This window comes from Sodalis sp. RH15 (assembly GCF_047324255.1).
Lineage (GTDB): Bacteria > Pseudomonadota > Gammaproteobacteria > Enterobacterales > Enterobacteriaceae > Acerihabitans > Acerihabitans ligni.
Map to the genome: position 1 here is coordinate 5981782 of NZ_CP178738.1, position 16260 is coordinate 5998041.

Annotated in this window: 13 protein-coding genes; 6 read left to right on the plus strand and 7 right to left on the minus strand. The window is 54.0% G+C overall.

Translation table 11 applies throughout. The annotated features are described in order from the left end of the window. Positions 1-216 precede the first annotated feature (216 nt). Both ACL2XO_RS27030 and ACL2XO_RS27035 read left to right on the plus strand, forming a co-directional pair. Positions 217-1575 carry an MFS transporter gene (locus ACL2XO_RS27030; RefSeq protein WP_413741943.1) on the plus strand — a complete coding sequence of 453 codons (1359 nt, stop codon included), beginning with the start codon at positions 217-219 and terminating at the stop codon, positions 1573-1575. A 393-nt stretch (positions 1576-1968) separates the two neighbouring features. Next, positions 1969-2805, plus strand: coding sequence for an NADPH-dependent oxidoreductase (locus ACL2XO_RS27035; RefSeq protein WP_413726036.1), 837 nt, complete (start codon positions 1969-1971; stop codon positions 2803-2805). Between the two features lie 129 nt (positions 2806-2934). Here the strand turns inward: ACL2XO_RS27035 and ACL2XO_RS27040 are convergent, their stop codons facing one another. Both ACL2XO_RS27040 and fabR read right to left on the minus strand, forming a co-directional pair. Next, the gene (locus ACL2XO_RS27040; protein ID WP_132924408.1) at positions 2935-3306 is read right to left on the minus strand and encodes a YijD family membrane protein; all 372 of its coding nucleotides are present in this window, start codon (positions 3304-3306) and stop codon (positions 2935-2937) included. A gap of 5 nt (positions 3307-3311) precedes the next feature. After that, complete coding sequence (gene fabR / locus ACL2XO_RS27045; RefSeq protein WP_132924406.1) at positions 3312-3956, minus strand: HTH-type transcriptional repressor FabR; 645 nt, start codon at positions 3954-3956, stop codon at positions 3312-3314. A 207-nt stretch (positions 3957-4163) separates the two neighbouring features. Between fabR and sthA the strand changes: the two genes are divergently transcribed. Further along, on the plus strand, positions 4164-5564 hold the full coding sequence (sthA, locus tag ACL2XO_RS27050) for a Si-specific NAD(P)(+) transhydrogenase (protein ID WP_132924404.1): 1401 nt from the start codon (positions 4164-4166) through the stop codon (positions 5562-5564). On the opposite strand, the gene oxyR is transcribed toward sthA, so the two are convergent. Then, positions 5547-6467 (minus strand): DNA-binding transcriptional regulator OxyR, encoded by a 921-nt coding sequence (gene oxyR / locus ACL2XO_RS27055; RefSeq protein ID WP_132924402.1) that lies wholly within the window; start codon positions 6465-6467, stop codon positions 5547-5549. The genes sthA and oxyR overlap by 18 nt on opposite strands. 146 nt (positions 6468-6613) lie before the next feature. Between oxyR and ACL2XO_RS27060 the strand changes: the two genes are divergently transcribed. Next, positions 6614-7351 carry a glutathione peroxidase gene (locus tag ACL2XO_RS27060; protein ID WP_413741944.1) on the plus strand — a complete coding sequence of 246 codons (738 nt, stop codon included), beginning with the start codon at positions 6614-6616 and terminating at the stop codon, positions 7349-7351. Between the two features lie 74 nt (positions 7352-7425). Here ACL2XO_RS27060 and argH read toward each other — a convergent pair whose 3' ends face one another. The 3 genes from argH to argC form a co-directional block, all read right to left on the minus strand. Beyond that, positions 7426-8805, minus strand: a complete 1380-nt coding sequence (gene argH / locus ACL2XO_RS27065; protein ID WP_413741945.1) for an argininosuccinate lyase — start codon at positions 8803-8805, stop codon at positions 7426-7428. 67 nt (positions 8806-8872) lie between these two features. Continuing rightward, the gene (gene argB, locus ACL2XO_RS27070; protein WP_413743012.1) at positions 8873-9649 is read right to left on the minus strand and encodes an acetylglutamate kinase; all 777 of its coding nucleotides are present in this window, start codon (positions 9647-9649) and stop codon (positions 8873-8875) included. Positions 9650-9670: 21 nt separating this feature from the next. After that, a complete protein-coding gene (gene argC, locus ACL2XO_RS27075) occupies positions 9671-10678 on the minus strand; it encodes an N-acetyl-gamma-glutamyl-phosphate reductase (protein WP_413726039.1) in 1008 nt (335 codons plus the stop codon). Positions 10679-10914: 236 nt separating this feature from the next. Here argC and argE point away from each other — a divergent pair, with 236 nt between their 5' ends. Both argE and ppc read left to right on the plus strand, forming a co-directional pair. Continuing rightward, entirely contained in the window at positions 10915-12066 is a 1152-nt protein-coding gene (gene argE / locus ACL2XO_RS27080; RefSeq protein WP_413741946.1) for an acetylornithine deacetylase, read from the plus strand. 262 nt (positions 12067-12328) lie between these two features. Then, on the plus strand, positions 12329-14968 hold the full coding sequence (gene ppc / locus ACL2XO_RS27085) for a phosphoenolpyruvate carboxylase (protein WP_413741947.1): 2640 nt from the start codon (positions 12329-12331) through the stop codon (positions 14966-14968). 252 nt (positions 14969-15220) lie between these two features. Here the strand turns inward: ppc and metF are convergent, their stop codons facing one another. Continuing rightward, positions 15221-16132 carry a methylenetetrahydrofolate reductase gene (metF, locus tag ACL2XO_RS27090; protein ID WP_132924388.1) on the minus strand — a complete coding sequence of 304 codons (912 nt, stop codon included), beginning with the start codon at positions 16130-16132 and terminating at the stop codon, positions 15221-15223. Positions 16133-16260: the final 128 nt, after the last annotated feature.

Genomic DNA, 16260 nt, shown 5'->3' on the forward strand with positions numbered 1-16260 from the left:
ACCGACACCACTGGCCCCATGACTGCAAACGCCTCCGTCGGGGGGCAATTTTCCCATTCTTATGCCCAACTCTTGGGCCCCTCCCTGCCAGGCCCTGAATATATTTTTACCGCCTTAATCGATATGTGACATGCTTCATATCAAAAATCCCATGTAAATTTAAAATATACTTTCACATTAAATAAAATGACGTTTTGTTTTTCAATGGGGTGAAGGATGTCTCGGACAAACTATCGATGGGTAATATGCGCATTGCTGTTTTTTGGTACCACCATAAATTATCTCGACCGGCAGGTGCTGAGCCTGTTGGAGCCGGCACTAGCCAAAGAATTCAGCTGGAGTAACAGCGACTACGCGAATATCGCAGCAGTGTTTCAATTTACTTACGCTATCGGGATGCTCTTTGCCGGACGGTTTGTCGATTTTACCGGAAGCAAGGTGGGGTACGCCTGGGTGTTAGGCATTTGGTCCCTTGGCGCGGTATTGCATGCCTTTGTGGCGCAGATAGGGGGTGGGATTTCCGCTATGCTGTCCTCGTTGAGTATATCGGTGCCAATAACGATAGCCGGATTTATGTTCGCCCGACTGGTTTTAGGATTGGGAGAATCGGGAAACTTCCCATGCGCTATTAAAGCCGTCGCCGAATGGTTTCCCAAGAAAGAGCGTTCTTTCGCCACCGGCATATTCAATTCGGGGGCAAATGTAGGCGCCATCCTCGCTCCCTTGGTCGTTCCGTGGTTAGCTTTACAATGGGGATGGGAATCAACGTTTGCCATCGTAGGTGTTATTGGCTTTGTTTGTTTATTCTTTTGGAAAAGATTGTTTGATTTGCCGTTGAAATTATTTACCAAAGGAAAATTGAATCAAGCAGAGTACGACTATATTTCCGAGGATGTGGATTCGAAACAAAACCGGGAACAGGAGCACGAAAAGATTTCCTGGTTTAGTTTGTTGGCCTATCGCCAGACCTGGGCATTCGCCATCGGTAAATTCTTAACCGACGGCGTATGGTGGTTCTTTATGTTCTGGCTACCGGCCTATCTGACCGCGCAATACAAGATGACAGGTACGCAAATGATGTTGCCCATCGCGACGATATATTGTATGACAATGGTGGGCAGTATCGGCGGCGGCTGGCTTCCCGCCATGTTCATGAAAAAAGGCCTTAATCCTTATGTTGCCCGTATGCGGGCTATGCTATTTATCGCCGTATTCCCGCTGTCCGCCCTTCTGGCCCAGCCATTGGGTCATGCAGGATTCTGGATGCCGGTTATCCTGATTGGTATTGCCGCCTCCGCTCATCAAGCATGGTCCGCGAATTTATTTACCACTGTATCTGATATGTTTCCTAACAAAGCCGTTGCCTCGGTAATTGGTATCGGCGGCATGGCGGGCGGATTCGGCGGCGTGGCCGTTACCAAGGTCGCCGGCGCGCTGTTCGATCATTATCAGGCGCTGGGAGAAATCAACGTGGGTTACGGCATTATGTTTATGTTTTGCGGATTAGCTTACCTCATTGCCTGGGCATTGATGAAAACGCTGGTGCCTCGATTTAAAGTCATTGAATTTGGTTAATGTTATTTAAATGTAACTGACGCTACGCAGTCGTACTCTCTAATATCAACGAATACAGCTTGATTGCACAACATATATTTGTGCTTTCAAGCTGTGAAGCAGCATCTCCCTCATCCTGCGGTCGGGTTATAATTTATATATTCATTTTAAAAATACATCCGGCCGAATTTCCTCGCGGCCATCTTCGTTACCAATATCTAACAACCAATTATCCGTTTTAACTTAATACATACCTCCATCAACCTTATTTTTCCGGCAGTGAAAACATATATTTCGCCTGCGCAGCCGATGCGGTAGATAAATATTTTGTTTCCATCATTGCATTGACACAATTGAAACAGATAGGTATGCATTGAGGTATCGCTTATTATCTCTTCCGGAGCAATTACATTAATGGCAACGTCAACATCCAAAGACCAGCAGCATGCCGCTTTGGCGGCGCGCTACGGCTCTGAATTGCCGCCCGAATGCGGCCCATGGAATGAAACCATCGCCGCTTTGCTGTCTCATCGCTCGGTACGGAAATATCTACCCAAACCATTACCGGATAATACGGTGACAACGCTCGCTGCTGCCGCCCAATCGGCCGCAACGTCATCTAATTTGCAAACCTGGTCGCTGATTGCCGTAACGGATCCTGCGCTTAAAGCACGTTTGTCCGCGGTTGCGGCCGGACAGAAACACATTATTGAATGCCCGCTATTTCTGGTGTGGGTGGCTGATTTATCAAGGCTGCGCCGCGTCGGCGAACAAAAACAGCAGCAGTTGGCGGCATTAAATTACCTGGAAATGCTATTGGTGGCCACCATTGACGCGGCGCTGGCAGCGCAGAATGCGGTGGTGGCGGCCGAATCCCTGGGATTGTCCACCGTCTATATCGGCGCGCTACGTAACGATACCCAGCGGGTGGCGGCTGAACTAAATTTGCCTGAAGGCGCGGTAGGCGTGTTCGGATTATGTGTGGGCTATGCCGATCACAGCGTTCCCGCCGAGGTTAAACCGCGCTTACCCCAATCGGTGGTGGTCCATCGGGATCAGTATGATGTCGCGGGCGAACCGGCCCGGTTGGACATCTATGACCAAGACCTGGCCGAGTTCAGCCGGCGAAATGAACTGTCGGTGAGTAATTGGACCAATCGGGTGATTGCGCGAACCAAAGAGCTCAGGGCGATGGCGGGACGAGATAAATTAGCCGCGGCACTGCGCGCGCTGGGATTCCCTTTGAGTTAAAGACAAATGATTAAAAAGGTATTAGTGCGAAAATGCTTTGATATATGTTCTATGGTTTCTAGTAGACACTACCCGGTTTATAGGTAACTGAAATTGCATAGTTAATGGCTATGGAAGGCGTAATGCTGATTAAAAATCCTGGTCCTCACCAGAACGGTCTAGCCGTTTTAATTTTCGTCCGATCCAAAACACCAGCACTACCGCCAGGATGGCCGGCACAAAATTGGAACCGATGGCCGGATACTCCGCCCGGATAATGGCGCTATAAAGCAACAGACCCAGTAGGAAACTCGCCGCGGCCAGAGAAGGAAATCCCTGGGGCATGGCGCGATCCTGGTAATGCTGATGCAGGCAGTACACCGACAGCACCAACGTTATAATGGGGAAAATGGAAAAGGGCACAATGGAACTGAATATGGCCGCGAAGGCGCCATTGATGGATAAGCCGGCGATCAATGCCAGGACTAATATTCCTTTTTCTCCGAGGGGTTTGTTCGTCATATCACCTACCTGCTTTCATCAAGAGAAAGGGCGGCCGCTTTTTCCTGCTCCCGGCGATACCAGTAAAAGGCCCCCTTTGAAATCATTCGCAGCTGCAATACCAGGCGCTCTTCCAGTTCGCGACGCTCTTTGATGTCCACATCCAGCGCCTCGGCGCCGGCATTGAAGACAATGATGACCATGGCCTCGGCCTGGGCCTCGGTAAAGCTGCGCGGCATATGATTTTCGATTTCGAGATAGTCGGCAAGTTCCGCGATAAAATGCTGGATTTCGCGGGCGACGGCGGCGCGGAAAGCGCTGGAGGTGCCCGACCGCTCACGAAGCAACAGGCGGAAAGCATTGGGATTATTGCCGATGAATTCCATAAAGGTGGCGACCGAGGTGCGAATGACGCTGCCGCCCTTGGCAATGCGCTGTCGCGCCTGGCGCATCAGTTGACGCAGCATCAGGCCGCTTTCATCCACCATAGTGAGGCCAAGCTCATCCACATCGCGGAAATGGCGATAAAAAGACGTTGGCGCGATGCCGGCTTCACGGGCGACTTCACGCAGGCTCAGGCTGGCAAAACTGCGTTCGGCGCTTAATTGGCTGAACGCCGCTTCGACAAGAGAACGTCGGGTCCGCTCTTTTTGTTGCGCTCTGACGCCCATAATTCAGTCCAGCCCTCAATACCCATAAAAAACCACTATATCAAAATTTGTTGCAACCGCGTTGATACAAAATCTGAATTTTTCCAAAAACGCCCTAGCCTGCGTCCGTTAACAACTGGAATAAGAAAAAGCCTTCGGGCGTTGGGATATTCGGGCTACAATGTTACATTAACGTTGTGAATTTGTATAATGACAGGTTTGACGCGAATGCAATCAGAATACGATTATGATGCCATTATTATTGGCTCCGGTCCCGGCGGCGAGGGTGCCGCCATGGGATTAACCAAACAGGGCGCCCGCGTCGCAGTGATTGAACGTTATAACAGCGTCGGCGGCGGTTGCACCCACTGGGGCACGATCCCGTCTAAAGCACTGCGTCAAGCGGTAAGCCGTATTATCGAATTCAACCAAAACCCGCTATACAGCGGCAGCGCCCATCTGCCCCGGGCCAGTTTTGCCGATATCCTCCATCACGCCGATATGGTCATCAAGCAGCAAATACGCATGCGGCAAGGGTTTTATGAACGTAACCAGTGTCAGATCATTACCGGTGACGCCAGCTTTGTCGATGCCCATACGGTGAAGGTCCGCTATCCGGATAACTCGGCTGAAACGTTCAGCGCGGCCCATATTGTCATTGCCTGCGGCTCACGGCCTTATCACCCCCAAAACGTGGACTTTAATCATCCCCGCATTTACGACAGCGATTCTATTCTGGATTTAAAACACGATCCCCAGCACGTGATTATCTATGGCGCCGGGGTTATCGGCTGTGAATACGCGTCAATTTTTCGGGGCTTGAACGTTAAAGTCGACTTAATCAATACCCGCGACCGGCTGCTGGCCTTCCTCGATCAGGAAATGTCGGATGCGCTTTCCTACCATTTCTGGGAAAACGGCGTGGTGATTCGCCACAATGAAGAATATGAACAGATTGAAGGCACCGACCAAGGCGTTGAAGTGCATTTCCGGTCAGGAAAACGGATGCGTGCCGACTGCCTGCTGTATGCCAATGGCCGTACCGGTAATACCGACTCGCTGGCGCTAGAAAGTATCGGATTGGAAGCGGACAGCCGGGGCCTGATCAAGGTCAACAGCATGTATCAGACCGCCATATCGCATATTTATGCCGTCGGCGATGTCATCGGCTATCCGAGCCTGGCTTCCGCTGCCTACGATCAGGGACGCATCGCGGCGCAGGTCATCATCAAGGGACAGGCCAACGTACAGTTGATTGAAAATATTCCCACCGGTATCTATACCATCCCGGAAATCAGTTCGGTGGGCAAAACCGAACAGGAACTGACGATGTTGAAAGTTCCTTATGAAGTGGGACGAGCGCAGTTCAAACATCTGGCGCGGGCGCAAATTGTCGGGATGAACGTGGGGAGCCTGAAAATTCTCTTTCATCGCGATACCCGGCAAATCCTGGGCATCCATTGCTTCGGGGAGCGCGCAGCCGAAATCATCCATATCGGCCAGGCCATTATGGAACAAAAGGGCGAAGGCAATACTCTCGATTATTTCGTGAATACCACCTTCAATTACCCCACCATGGCGGAAGCCTATCGGGTCGCGGCCTTGAATGGATTAAACCGCCTCTTTTAGCGGGTTGGTGCCCATATAGGTCTGCATATGAACGCGAATGGACTCGGCCAACTGTTCATAGCGCGCGCGCAGCGGCGAACCGGGACGATATACCAAGGCAATGGTGCGTTTCGGTTCAGGTTTGTAGCAGGGCAGATAGCATACGCCGTCACGTTTACGTTCGTTGGGTACCGCCAGCGCGGGCAGCAGGGTAATGCCGCTGCCGGCGGCCACCATGTTGCGCAGGGTTTCCAGACTGGTGGCCCGGAAATGGGTGTCTTCATCGGCGCCTGCCTGGAAACAGAATCCCAAAGCCTGATCCCGCAGGCAATGCCCATCCTCCAGCATCAACAGCTTTTCCCCCGCCAGGTCGGACATCGGTACCCGATCGCGATCCGCCCAGCGATGATCGGTATAAATGGCCAAAAGCATCGGCTCGTCGAACAGCGGAATTTCGATGAAGGCTTCCGATTCCTTAACCAACGCCAGGATCGCGCAATCGAGCTTGCCGCTGTCCAATTGCAGCAATAGCTGGCTGGTCTGAGCTTCGTGCAGGTACATTTCCAGTTTTGGAAAAGTCTCATGGAGTGTCGGAATAATATGCGGCAGCAAATAGGGACCGACAGTGGGGATCAGGCCGATATGCAACGGGCCGGACATGGACTCCCCCTGCTGGCTGGCCATCTCGCGCAGGATTTTTACTTCACGCAATATCGTCCGGGCCTGCTCCACCAGCAAAAGTCCGGCCTGGGTGAACAGCACTTTGCGGCTGGTGCGCTCCAGCAGCATAACGCCTAGCTCGTCTTCCAGCTTCCGAATCTGGCCGCTCAGTGTGGGCTGGCTGACATGGCTGGCATCGGCGGCTCGTCGGAAATGACGATGCTCCGCCAAGGCCACCAGATACTCAAGGTCGCGAATATTCATTAACATCCTCCAATCCGCGATAGTTCGCGTCGATAGATAGGATAGCAATCAACGATTATACCTATCAATAGTAAATATCAATAATAACCCCAACGCAGTATGACATGCTGTTTAATCTTTTTTTCCTTTTTATCGATGGAGTTTCTATGATAAATGCCCGTGAAGGTAAAACCGTGCCGCAGGTAATATTTCACACCCGCAAGGACGACAATTGGCTCGATTTGACTTCAGACGATCTGTTCAAAAACAAAACCGTCATCGTTTTTTCATTGCCGGGCGCTTTCACTCCCACCTGCTCTTCCAGCCACCTGCCTCGTTATAATGAGCTGGCCGGGCTATTCCATCAGTATGGTGTGGACAGTATTTTATGTATTTCCGTGAACGATACGTTCGTGATGAACGCCTGGCAAGCCGATCAAAACGCCGGGCATATCACCTTTATTCCCGACGGCAACGGCGAATTCACTAAAAGCATGGGGATGCTGGTTGAAAAAGCCGACTTGGGATTTGGGCCGCGCTCATGGCGCTATTCCATGCTGGTACGGGATGGCATTGTAGAAAAAATGTTTGTAGAGCCAAACAAACCCGGCGACCCGTTTGAGGTCTCCGACGCCGATACCATGCTGTGTTACCTGGCGCCGGAATGTAAAGTCCAGGAGTCAGTCTCGCTCTTTACCAAGCCGGGATGTCCCTTCTGCGCCAAGGCCAAGCAGATGCTGCAGGACCACGACATTCAGTATGAGGAGATCTCTTTGGGCAAAGACGCTACTACCGTAAGCCTTAGGGCCATGACCGGACGCGCCACGGTACCGCAGGTCTTTATTGGCGGACGCCATATCGGCGGCAGCGAAGAGCTGGAAAGCTATCTGCTGCAGCCGGCTTGAGGTTGTCTATGCGGGCTCACGCCCGCCGAGAGGGTTGACGATGTGTCCGGTCGAGCAGGCTAAGGGACTGAAGGTTATTTAGCATCAAGGCGCTTGTGCGCTTCGTCAATGGCGGATGATACCTGCCGCGGGGACACGCCGCCTTTTGCCGAGCGCTTATCCAGGCAGGAACGCAATGAAAGCGCCGGATAGACATCGTCGGCAATGACCGGACTGAATGCCTGCAACGCCGCCAGCGGCATCTCTTCCAGGGGCAGCGTCTGCTTTATCGCTTCCACTACCGCCTCACCGACGATATGGTGGGCTTCCCGGAAAGGCACGCCTTTGGCAACCAGATAATCGGCCAGCTCAGTGGCATTGGCATAGCCCTGCTGGGCTGCTTCCCGGCAGCGTTCGCGTTTGACCTGCAGGCCGTCCAGGACCAATGCCGCCATATGCAGGCAGTCCAACCAGGTATCCATGGCATCGAACAACCCTTCCTTGTCTTCCTGCATATCTTTGTTATAGGCCAGCGGCAATCCTTTAAGGGTGACCATCATGCCGGCGAGCGCACCCTGCACCCGGCCGCATTTGCCCCGGATCAATTCCAGGGCGTCCGGGTTTTTCTTTTGCGGCATCAGGGAGGAGCCGGATGTGACGCGATCCGATAACTCAATAAACGCGGACTCGCCGGAGTTGAAGAAAATCAGATCCTCGGCAAAACGCGAGAGATGCACCATGCTGATGGCGGCATCCGACAAGAGCTCCAGTACATGATCGCGATCGGATACGCTGTCCAGGCTGTTTCGAGTTGCAGAGGCGAACCCCAGCCAATCCGCCAACTGCTCGCGATCGATGGGATATGCGGTACCGGCCAGCGCGCCGGAGCCCAGCGGGCTGACATCAAGACGTTTCAAGGTATCCTGCAGACGGCTTTCGTCGCGCGCCAGCATTTCGGTATACGCCAGGCACCAATGGGCAAAGGTTATCGGCTGGGCGCGCTGCAAATGGGTATAACCGGGCATGACCGCGTCTTGCGTGGTTTGTGCGACGGCTACCAAGGCTTGTTGCAGTTGGCGAACAGCGGAAATCAATTCCGGAACCTGCATTTTACACCACAGTTTCAGGTCGGTGGCCACCTGATCGTTGCGGCTGCGTCCGGTATGCAGTTTTTTTCCCAAATCGCCCACTTTATCGATCAACCGCTGCTCCACCCAGCTGTGTATATCCTCCGCATCGCTGGTGAGGATCGCTTCCGGCGTGGCGCGTACTTCCTCCAGGATAAACGCCAGGGCTTCCTCCAACCGGATCTGTTCGTCCGCGGTCAGCACACCGACGGTCACCAATGCTTTGGACCAGGCCACGGAGCCGATAAGATCCTGCTCGGCCAGCCGGTAATCAAACCTCAGCGAGTCGTTAAAGAGCTTGAAACGCCGATCCGCCGCCTGACTGAACCGTCCACCCCAAAGTGCCATGTCTTACTCCCCTCGCTATACCCTTCATTTTTCAAAAAGCTTTTGGGTATTCTATTTTTTGAATACATCAAGCCAGAATACGGGTGCCGATGGCGACGCCGTTGAATAGCGCCGGAAGCTGATCGGCGTGGCGCCAACTGGCGATATCCACCGGCCGGCCCAGCGTGCGAGCGGCATCCAGCGCCGCGTTGACTTTTACGATCATGCCTTCAGTAATAATACCCTGGGCAATCAGCTGCTCGGCTTTTTGCGCGGTCATTTCCGCGATGCGCCGCCCTTTGCCGTCCAGGATGCCGCTGACGTCGGACAACAGAATCAAATCGGCGCCCAGAGTCTCTGCCAGTGCGGTGGCGGCCTGGTCGGCGTTGACATTCATCAGTTCGCCGTCGTCGGTAATCCCGATGGAACTCACTATCGGCAAATAACCCGCGCTCAGTAAAGACGTCAATAACGCCGGTGAGCCCGGCTGCGCTTTACCCACATGGCCCAGTTTCGCATCCAGCGGCGTGACTTTAACGCTATCGCCGTCGCCCAGGCATAATCCCACCGCCGGGATAGCATGCTTTTTGGCCCAGGAAAGCAGGGTTTTGTTCGCCGTGCCGGCCAGCGCGCCGGTGATGATGTCTATCTGATCCGCCGGCGTAACCCGAAGGCCATCAATTTTCACTACCGGCAATGCCAGTTTTTTCATCAACTCATCCACCAGGCAACCACCGCCGTGAACTATCACCAGCGGACGCTGATGTTGAGCGCGATAGCTGTCCAGCGCAGTAAACAGTCTTTCCAGCGCTTCTTCGCTATCCAGCAATACGCCGCCTAATTTTACAATTAACGGATTCATTATTTTGTGCCTCGTTATTAGCCGTTAAAGCAGCGCCAGGGTTTGCGAGAAACCAAACCGGATGTTAGCGCATTGAACTGCCTGCGCCGCCGCTCCCTTTAATAAATTGTCTTCTGCGGCTACGACAATAAGATGTTCGCCCTGCACCGCAAAACCGATATCGCAAAACGGTAAGCCTACCACGGCTTTTAGCGCCGGCACGCCTTTATCATACAGCCGCACCAGCGGTTTATCCTGATAGGCGTTGTGATAACATTCGGCCACGTCTTCCGCCGTGACGCCTGTCTTCAGCCGGCAGGTGATGGTCGCCAGGATGCCCCGGGCAAAATTGCCGAGATGGGGGGTAAATATTACCGGGATCCCCAGATGCGCGGCGATTTCCGGCTGATGGCGATGGGTAAAAATCCCGTAGGGTTGCAAACTGACTTCGCAAAAGCTGCTGCCCAGCGACGCTTTACGTCCCGCCCCGCTCACGCCGCTGACGGCATTGATTACCGGCCATTGTTCTGCATTTAGCAGCCCCCCGTCCACCAGGGGCTTAAGAGCCAGTTGAGACGCGGTGGGATAACAGCCCGGGACAGCAATCAGCTGTGCGTGTTTCAACGCCTCGCCCTGCCATTCCGCCAGGCCGTAAACCGCCTTGGCCAGCCAATCGCCGTGCTGATGCTCAAAACCGTAATAGCGGCTGTAAAATTCCGGCTGGTTCACTCGATATGCACCGGACAGATCAAACACGACACAGCCGGCGGCCAGGAACTCCGGCGCCAGATCGTGGCTGACTTCATGGGCGGTGGCAAGAAATACCACATCAACGGTTTTCGCCAGTTCGCTCACGTCGTCCCCCAGGGGCTGTAGCGGCAAATCGACGATGCCTTTGAGCTGGGGATGAAGATCGGAGAGCCGTTTTCCCGCATCCGCACTTTGCGCTGAAACCGCCAAAGCGGCTATGTTCATATGCGGGTGACGATTCAGGTAGGCCGCAAGCTCAGCTCCGGCATAACCGCTGGCACCGACAATCAGCGTATTCAGCATGACGTATGTACACCTTCTTAATCAATATTAACAACGAGAAGGGATCTCCAGCGTCTTCGCCCTACAGCGTTCAAGTTGCGGCAACTCAAAAACTATTGGGTATATTGGCTGTTCACCCGCGAGGCCAAGCGTAGTAGTCTGTTAAGAATCCGTTTACTTAACGCTCAACGTTAGTGTATTTTTATTCACTATTATTGCATGAATATTGATACTATCCAACCCAAAGGCTGTCAACAGTGAAGAATAATTTGCCCCCGTTTATTGAGTTGTACCGTGCCCTGATTGCCACACCGTCCATCAGCGCCACCGATAGCGCGCTGGACCAGAGTAATCAGACGCTAATCAATTTATTGGCAGGCTGGTTCAGCGCATTGGGGTTCCAGGTCGAGATCCAGCCGGTTCCCGGCACCCGGAATAAATTCAATATGCTGGCGAGTATCGGCAGCGGTTCGGGCGGTTTATTGCTGGCGGGCCACACCGATACCGTGCCTTTTGACGACGGTCGCTGGACCCGCGATCCTTTTACCCTCTCCGAACATGATAACAAGCTATATGGACTGGGCACCGCGGATATGAAGGGTTTTTTTGCTTTTATTCTTGATACCCTGCGGGATATTGACGGAAGTAAACTGACAAAACCCTTGTATGTTCTGGCTACCGCCGACGAAGAGACCACCATGGCCGGCGCCAGCTATTTCGCCTCATCCAGCCAGTTAAGACCGGATTGCGCCATTATCGGCGAGCCGACCTCTTTGCAGCCCATACGCGCCCATAAAGGCCATATCTCCAACGCCATACGCATCGTCGGCCAATCCGGACATTCCAGCGATCCGAGCCGCGGAGTCAACGCTATCGAACTCATGCATGACGCGATTTCTCATTTGCTGCTATTGCGCAACACGTTACAGCAGCGTTATCACCATGCCGCATTTGAAATTCCCTACCCCACCATGAACCTCGGCCATATCCACGGCGGGGATGCTTCCAACCGAATTTGCGGCTTCTGCGAATTGCATATGGATATCCGGCCGCTGCCGGGCCTTACCCTTAGCGATTTGAACGGACTGCTGGGGGAGGCACTGGCGCCGGTAAGTGAGAAATGGCCGGGCCGGTTGACTATCGAGGCCCTTCACCCGCCCATCCCCGGCTATGAATGTCCGGCGGATCACCGTTTGGTGTCAGTGGTGGAAAAATTGCTGGGCACCAAGACCGACGTGGTCAACTATTGCACCGAGGCGCCATTTATCCAGGAGGTTTGTCCTACGCTGGTGTTGGGCCCCGGTTCCATTAACCAGGCGCACCAGCCAGATGAATATCTCGATACCGCATTTATTAAACCGACACGGCAGTTGATTTCCCAGGTGGTACGACATTTTTGTCTGCAGTAACTCTCCCGGCACCGTTGGTCGCCCGGCAGATTCGCGCCGGAAGGGAAGAAATACGTGCAAAATGTGCCATTTTTATACTGTTGGATAAGTATTGCTTATATAGGGTCCATGTAATTAACTTTCACGAATTGCCGTGAATGCGCGGTTTTATGCCGTGAAATGATGTCATTTGACGAATCAATCGATACATGGCTAGATAATGGCGGGTGATCTACGTCATTCGGGTGTAACAAACTTTCAGGTAAGTTGGATCAGGGTCCTTATGAACGAACAATATTCGGCAATGCGCAGCAACGTTAGTATGCTCGGGAAGCTTCTGGGCGACACCATTAAAGATGCAATGGGTGAAAATATCCTGGATAAGGTAGAAACCATCCGGAAGCTGTCCAAATCCTCCCGGGCGGGTAGCGAGACGCATCGCCAGGAATTGCTAACCACGTTGCAAAACCTGTCCAATGACGAACTGCTGCCGGTGGCTCGTGCGTTTAGCCAGTTTTTGAATCTGACCAACACCGCGGAACAGTTTCATGCCATTTCCCCCCATGGGGAAGCCCTTAATAATCCGGAAGGATTAGGTAAGGTTTTTGCCCGCCTGAAAGATAATAAAGAGCTGGATGACAAAGATATCCGCGCCGCCGTGGAATCGTTGTCCATTGAATTGGTGTTGACCGCCCATCCCACTGAAATTGCCCGCCGGACCTTGATCCATATGCTGGTTGAAGTCAATAACTGCCTGAAACAGTTAGACCACAGCGATTTGGCGGATTATGAGCGCAAGCAAATCATGCGCCGGCTGCGTCAACTGGTGGCGCAATACTGGCATACCGATGAAATACGCCATAACCGTCCCTCCCCGGTTGACGAGGCCAAATGGGGATTCGCCAATGTGGAAAACAGCCTGTGGGAAGGCGTACCGCAATATTTGCGCGAGCTGAACGAACAGTTGGAAAGCGTGTTCGGATTCAGCCTGCCGGTGGAAAACGTACCGGTGCGCTTCACCTCCTGGATGGGGGGCGACCGCGACGGGAATCCCAATGTCACCGCCGACATTACGCGCCGCGTGTTGTTGCTCAGCCGCTGGAAAGCCGCGGATCTGTTCCTGCGCGATATCCAGGTTTTGGTTTCCGAATTATCCATGACGGAATGCACGCCGGAAATGCGGGCGCTGGCGGGCGGCGACGAGGTGCTGGAACCTTATCGCGTGGTGATGAAGCGCCTGCGCGGGCAATTGGTCGCCACTCAGAACTGGCTGACCGCGCAGGTAAAAGGCGAACACCTGCTGCCGCCGGATGATCTGCTGGAAAGCAACGATCAGCTTTGGCAGCCTTTGTATACCTGCTATCAATCGCTGAAAGCCTGCGGCATGAATATCATTGCCAGCGGCCAGCTGCTTGACACGCTGCGCCGTATCAAATGTTTCGGCATCCAGCTGGTCCGTATCGATGTGCGCCAGGAAAGCACCCGTCATACCGAAGCGTTAAGCGAGATCACCCGTTATCTGGGACTGGGGGATTATGAAAGCTGGTCCGAGGCTGACAAACAGGCATTTCTGATCCGCGAACTGAACTCCAAACGGCCTTTGCTGCCGCGTTATTATCAGTTAAGCGACGAGACCCACGAAGTGCTGGAAACCTGCCGGGTGATAGCCGATGCGCCGCAGGGTTCCATTGCCGCTTATGTCATCTCCATGGCGAAAACCCCTTCCGATGTGCTGGCGGTGCATTTATTGCTGAAAGAAGCCGGCTGCCAGTTCCCGTTGCCGGTCGCCCCGCTGTTTGAAACATTGGACGATCTGAATAACGCCGATGACGTGATGAGTCAATTGCTGGGTATCGATTGGTATCGCGGCTTTATCCAGGGCAAGCAGATGGTCATGATCGGCTATTCCGACTCCGCCAAAGACGCCGGGACCATGGCGGCCTCCTGGGCCCAGTACCGCGCGCAGGACGCGCTAATCAAGACCTGTGAAAAAGCCGGCATCGCCCTGACGCTGTTCCACGGACGCGGCGGCTCCATCGGACGAGGCGGCGCGCCGGCCCATGCGGCATTACTGTCGCAGCCCCCGGGAAGCCTGCGGGGCGGACTGCGGGTCACCGAGCAAGGCGAGATGATCCGTTTCAAGTTCGGCCTGCCGGAAGTGGCCATCAGCAGCCTGGCGCTCTACACCGGGGCGATACTGGAAGCCAATCTGCTGCCGCCGCCGGAACCTAAGCAGGAGTGGCGTACGCTGATGGACGACCTCTCCACCACCTCCTGCAATATGTATCGCGGTTATGTGCGTGAAAACCCCGACTTTGTGCCTTATTTCCGTTCAGCCACCCCGGAACAGGAACTCGGCAAACTACCGCTGGGATCGCGCCCGGCGAAACGGCGGCCCAACGGCGGCGTGGAAAGCCTGCGCGCCATTCCGTGGATTTTTGCCTGGACGCAGAACCGGCTGATGCTGCCGGCCTGGCTGGGGGCCGGCGCCGCCTTGCAAAAGGCCGTCGACGAAGGCAAGCAGGATGAGTTGGAAGCCATGTGCCGCGATTGGCCGTTTTTTTCCACCCGTATCGGTATGTTGGAGATGGTGTTCGCCAAAGCGGACTTATGGCTGGCGGAGTATTACGACCAGCGTCTGGTGGAAGAGAAGTTATGGCCCCTCGGGAAGCAGTTGCGCAAGCAATTGGCGGATGATATCAACGTGGTGCTTACCATTGCCAATGACGATCATTTAATGGCCGACCTGCCGTGGATCGCGGAGTCCATCGCCCTGCGCAACGTCTATACCGACCCGCTGAACGTACTTCAGGCGGAACTGTTGCATCGCTCGCGCCAGCAGGAACAGCCCGACCCTAGGGTGGAACAGGCGCTGATGGTGACCATCGCCGGCGTGGCGGCGGGAATGCGCAATACCGGTTAGCAGAAAGATATCGTCAAATTCAAACCGGGCCCTGAGGGCCCGGTTGAGCTTATCGACAAAGTGTCCGGTCGGGACAGGCTGCCAGATCGTAAACACGCCGTGAACCCGTCCCTGGGGGCTCGATCCGCGCCATCCCTGGCGCGGACGGTTTACTCTTCAGGCAGCCTGTCCCGCCTTATTGAATCCGAGCATGTTTGTCAGCAATCTGAACAGGGCACTGGGGGCCCGGTTCTGAATTGACGGACTCGCGACTTAAACCTGGGTCTGTTCGGCGGCGACCTGCGGCCTCACGCCGAGGGTATGGCAAATGGCGTAGGTCAAATCGGCGCGATTCAGGGTATAGAAATGAAAATCCTTCACCCCTTCCCGGCTGAGGATTTTCACCATATCCATAGCAATGGAGGCGCCGACCATTTTGCGGGTTTCAGCATCGTTATCCAAACCGTCAAACATGCTGGTCATCCAATTCGGCACCTTTACATTGGTCATGGCGGCGAAGCGTTGCAGCTGTTTGAAATTGGATACCGGCAGAATGCCGGGGACGATTTCGGTTTCAATGCCGGCGGCCACGCAGCGATCGCGAAAACGCAGATAGCTTTCCACATCAAAAAAGAACTGGGTGATGGCCCGGTTGGCGCCGGCTTCCACTTTCTTCTTCAGGTTAATCAGATCGGACTGGGCGCTTTTGGCTTCCGGATGCACTTCCGGATAGGCAGCCACGGAAATATCAAAGTCACCGACTTTTTTCAGCAACGTCACCAAATCGGCGGCGTACATGGCCGGTTTACCGCTGCCGGGGGGCAGGTCGCCGCGCAGCGCAACGATATGACGGATGCCGCTGTGCCAATAGTCTTCGGCAATCTTTTTCAGCTCCTCCGGCGTGGCGTCGATGCAGGTCAGGTGAGGCGCGGCATCCAGGCCGGTGCGCTCCTTGATATCCTTGATAATGCTATGGGTGCGGTCTCGCTCGCCTGAGTTGGCGCCGTAAGTCACCGAGACGAAAGTGGGTTTAAGAATGCTCAGGCGATCGATGGAGTGCCATAGCGTTTGCTCCATTTCGCTGGTGCGCGGAGGAAAAAACTCAAACGAGACGTTGATATCGCCCTGTAATTCAGCCAGATTTTGGTTCAGGGCTTCCCGCTGATTGGCGTGAAAAAAACTCATACCTTTTCCTCTTGCGCGTGGGATTGTTCATTGATGACTATACGCTGATGACGGTGCGTTGCGAACTCATCTTGGTATGCGTCTATACGTTTAGACGGCTAAATTGAATTTGACGGAAATCGTTAGCA

What these genes read in the sequence shown, in the direction of transcription:
- ACL2XO_RS27030 (WP_413741943.1), top strand. Translation starts at nt 217, where the DNA reads ATGTCTCGGACAAACTATCGATGGGTAATATGCGCATTGCTGTTTTTT.
- ACL2XO_RS27035 (WP_413726036.1), top strand. Translation starts at nt 1,969, where the DNA reads ATGGCAACGTCAACATCCAAAGACCAGCAGCATGCCGCTTTGGCGGCG.
- ACL2XO_RS27040 (WP_132924408.1), bottom strand. Translation starts at nt 3,306, where the DNA reads ATGACGAACAAACCCCTCGGAGAAAAAGGAATATTAGTCCTGGCATTG.
- fabR (WP_132924406.1), bottom strand. Translation starts at nt 3,956, where the DNA reads ATGGGCGTCAGAGCGCAACAAAAAGAGCGGACCCGACGTTCTCTTGTC.
- sthA (WP_132924404.1), top strand. Translation starts at nt 4,164, where the DNA reads ATGCAATCAGAATACGATTATGATGCCATTATTATTGGCTCCGGTCCC.
- oxyR (WP_132924402.1), bottom strand. Translation starts at nt 6,467, where the DNA reads ATGAATATTCGCGACCTTGAGTATCTGGTGGCCTTGGCGGAGCATCGT.
- ACL2XO_RS27060 (WP_413741944.1), top strand. Translation starts at nt 6,614, where the DNA reads ATGATAAATGCCCGTGAAGGTAAAACCGTGCCGCAGGTAATATTTCAC.
- argH (WP_413741945.1), bottom strand. Translation starts at nt 8,805, where the DNA reads ATGGCACTTTGGGGTGGACGGTTCAGTCAGGCGGCGGATCGGCGTTTC.
- argC (WP_413726039.1), bottom strand. Translation starts at nt 10,678, where the DNA reads ATGCTGAATACGCTGATTGTCGGTGCCAGCGGTTATGCCGGAGCTGAG.
- ppc (WP_413741947.1), top strand. Translation starts at nt 12,329, where the DNA reads ATGAACGAACAATATTCGGCAATGCGCAGCAACGTTAGTATGCTCGGG.
- metF (WP_132924388.1), bottom strand. Translation starts at nt 16,132, where the DNA reads ATGAGTTTTTTTCACGCCAATCAGCGGGAAGCCCTGAACCAAAATCTG.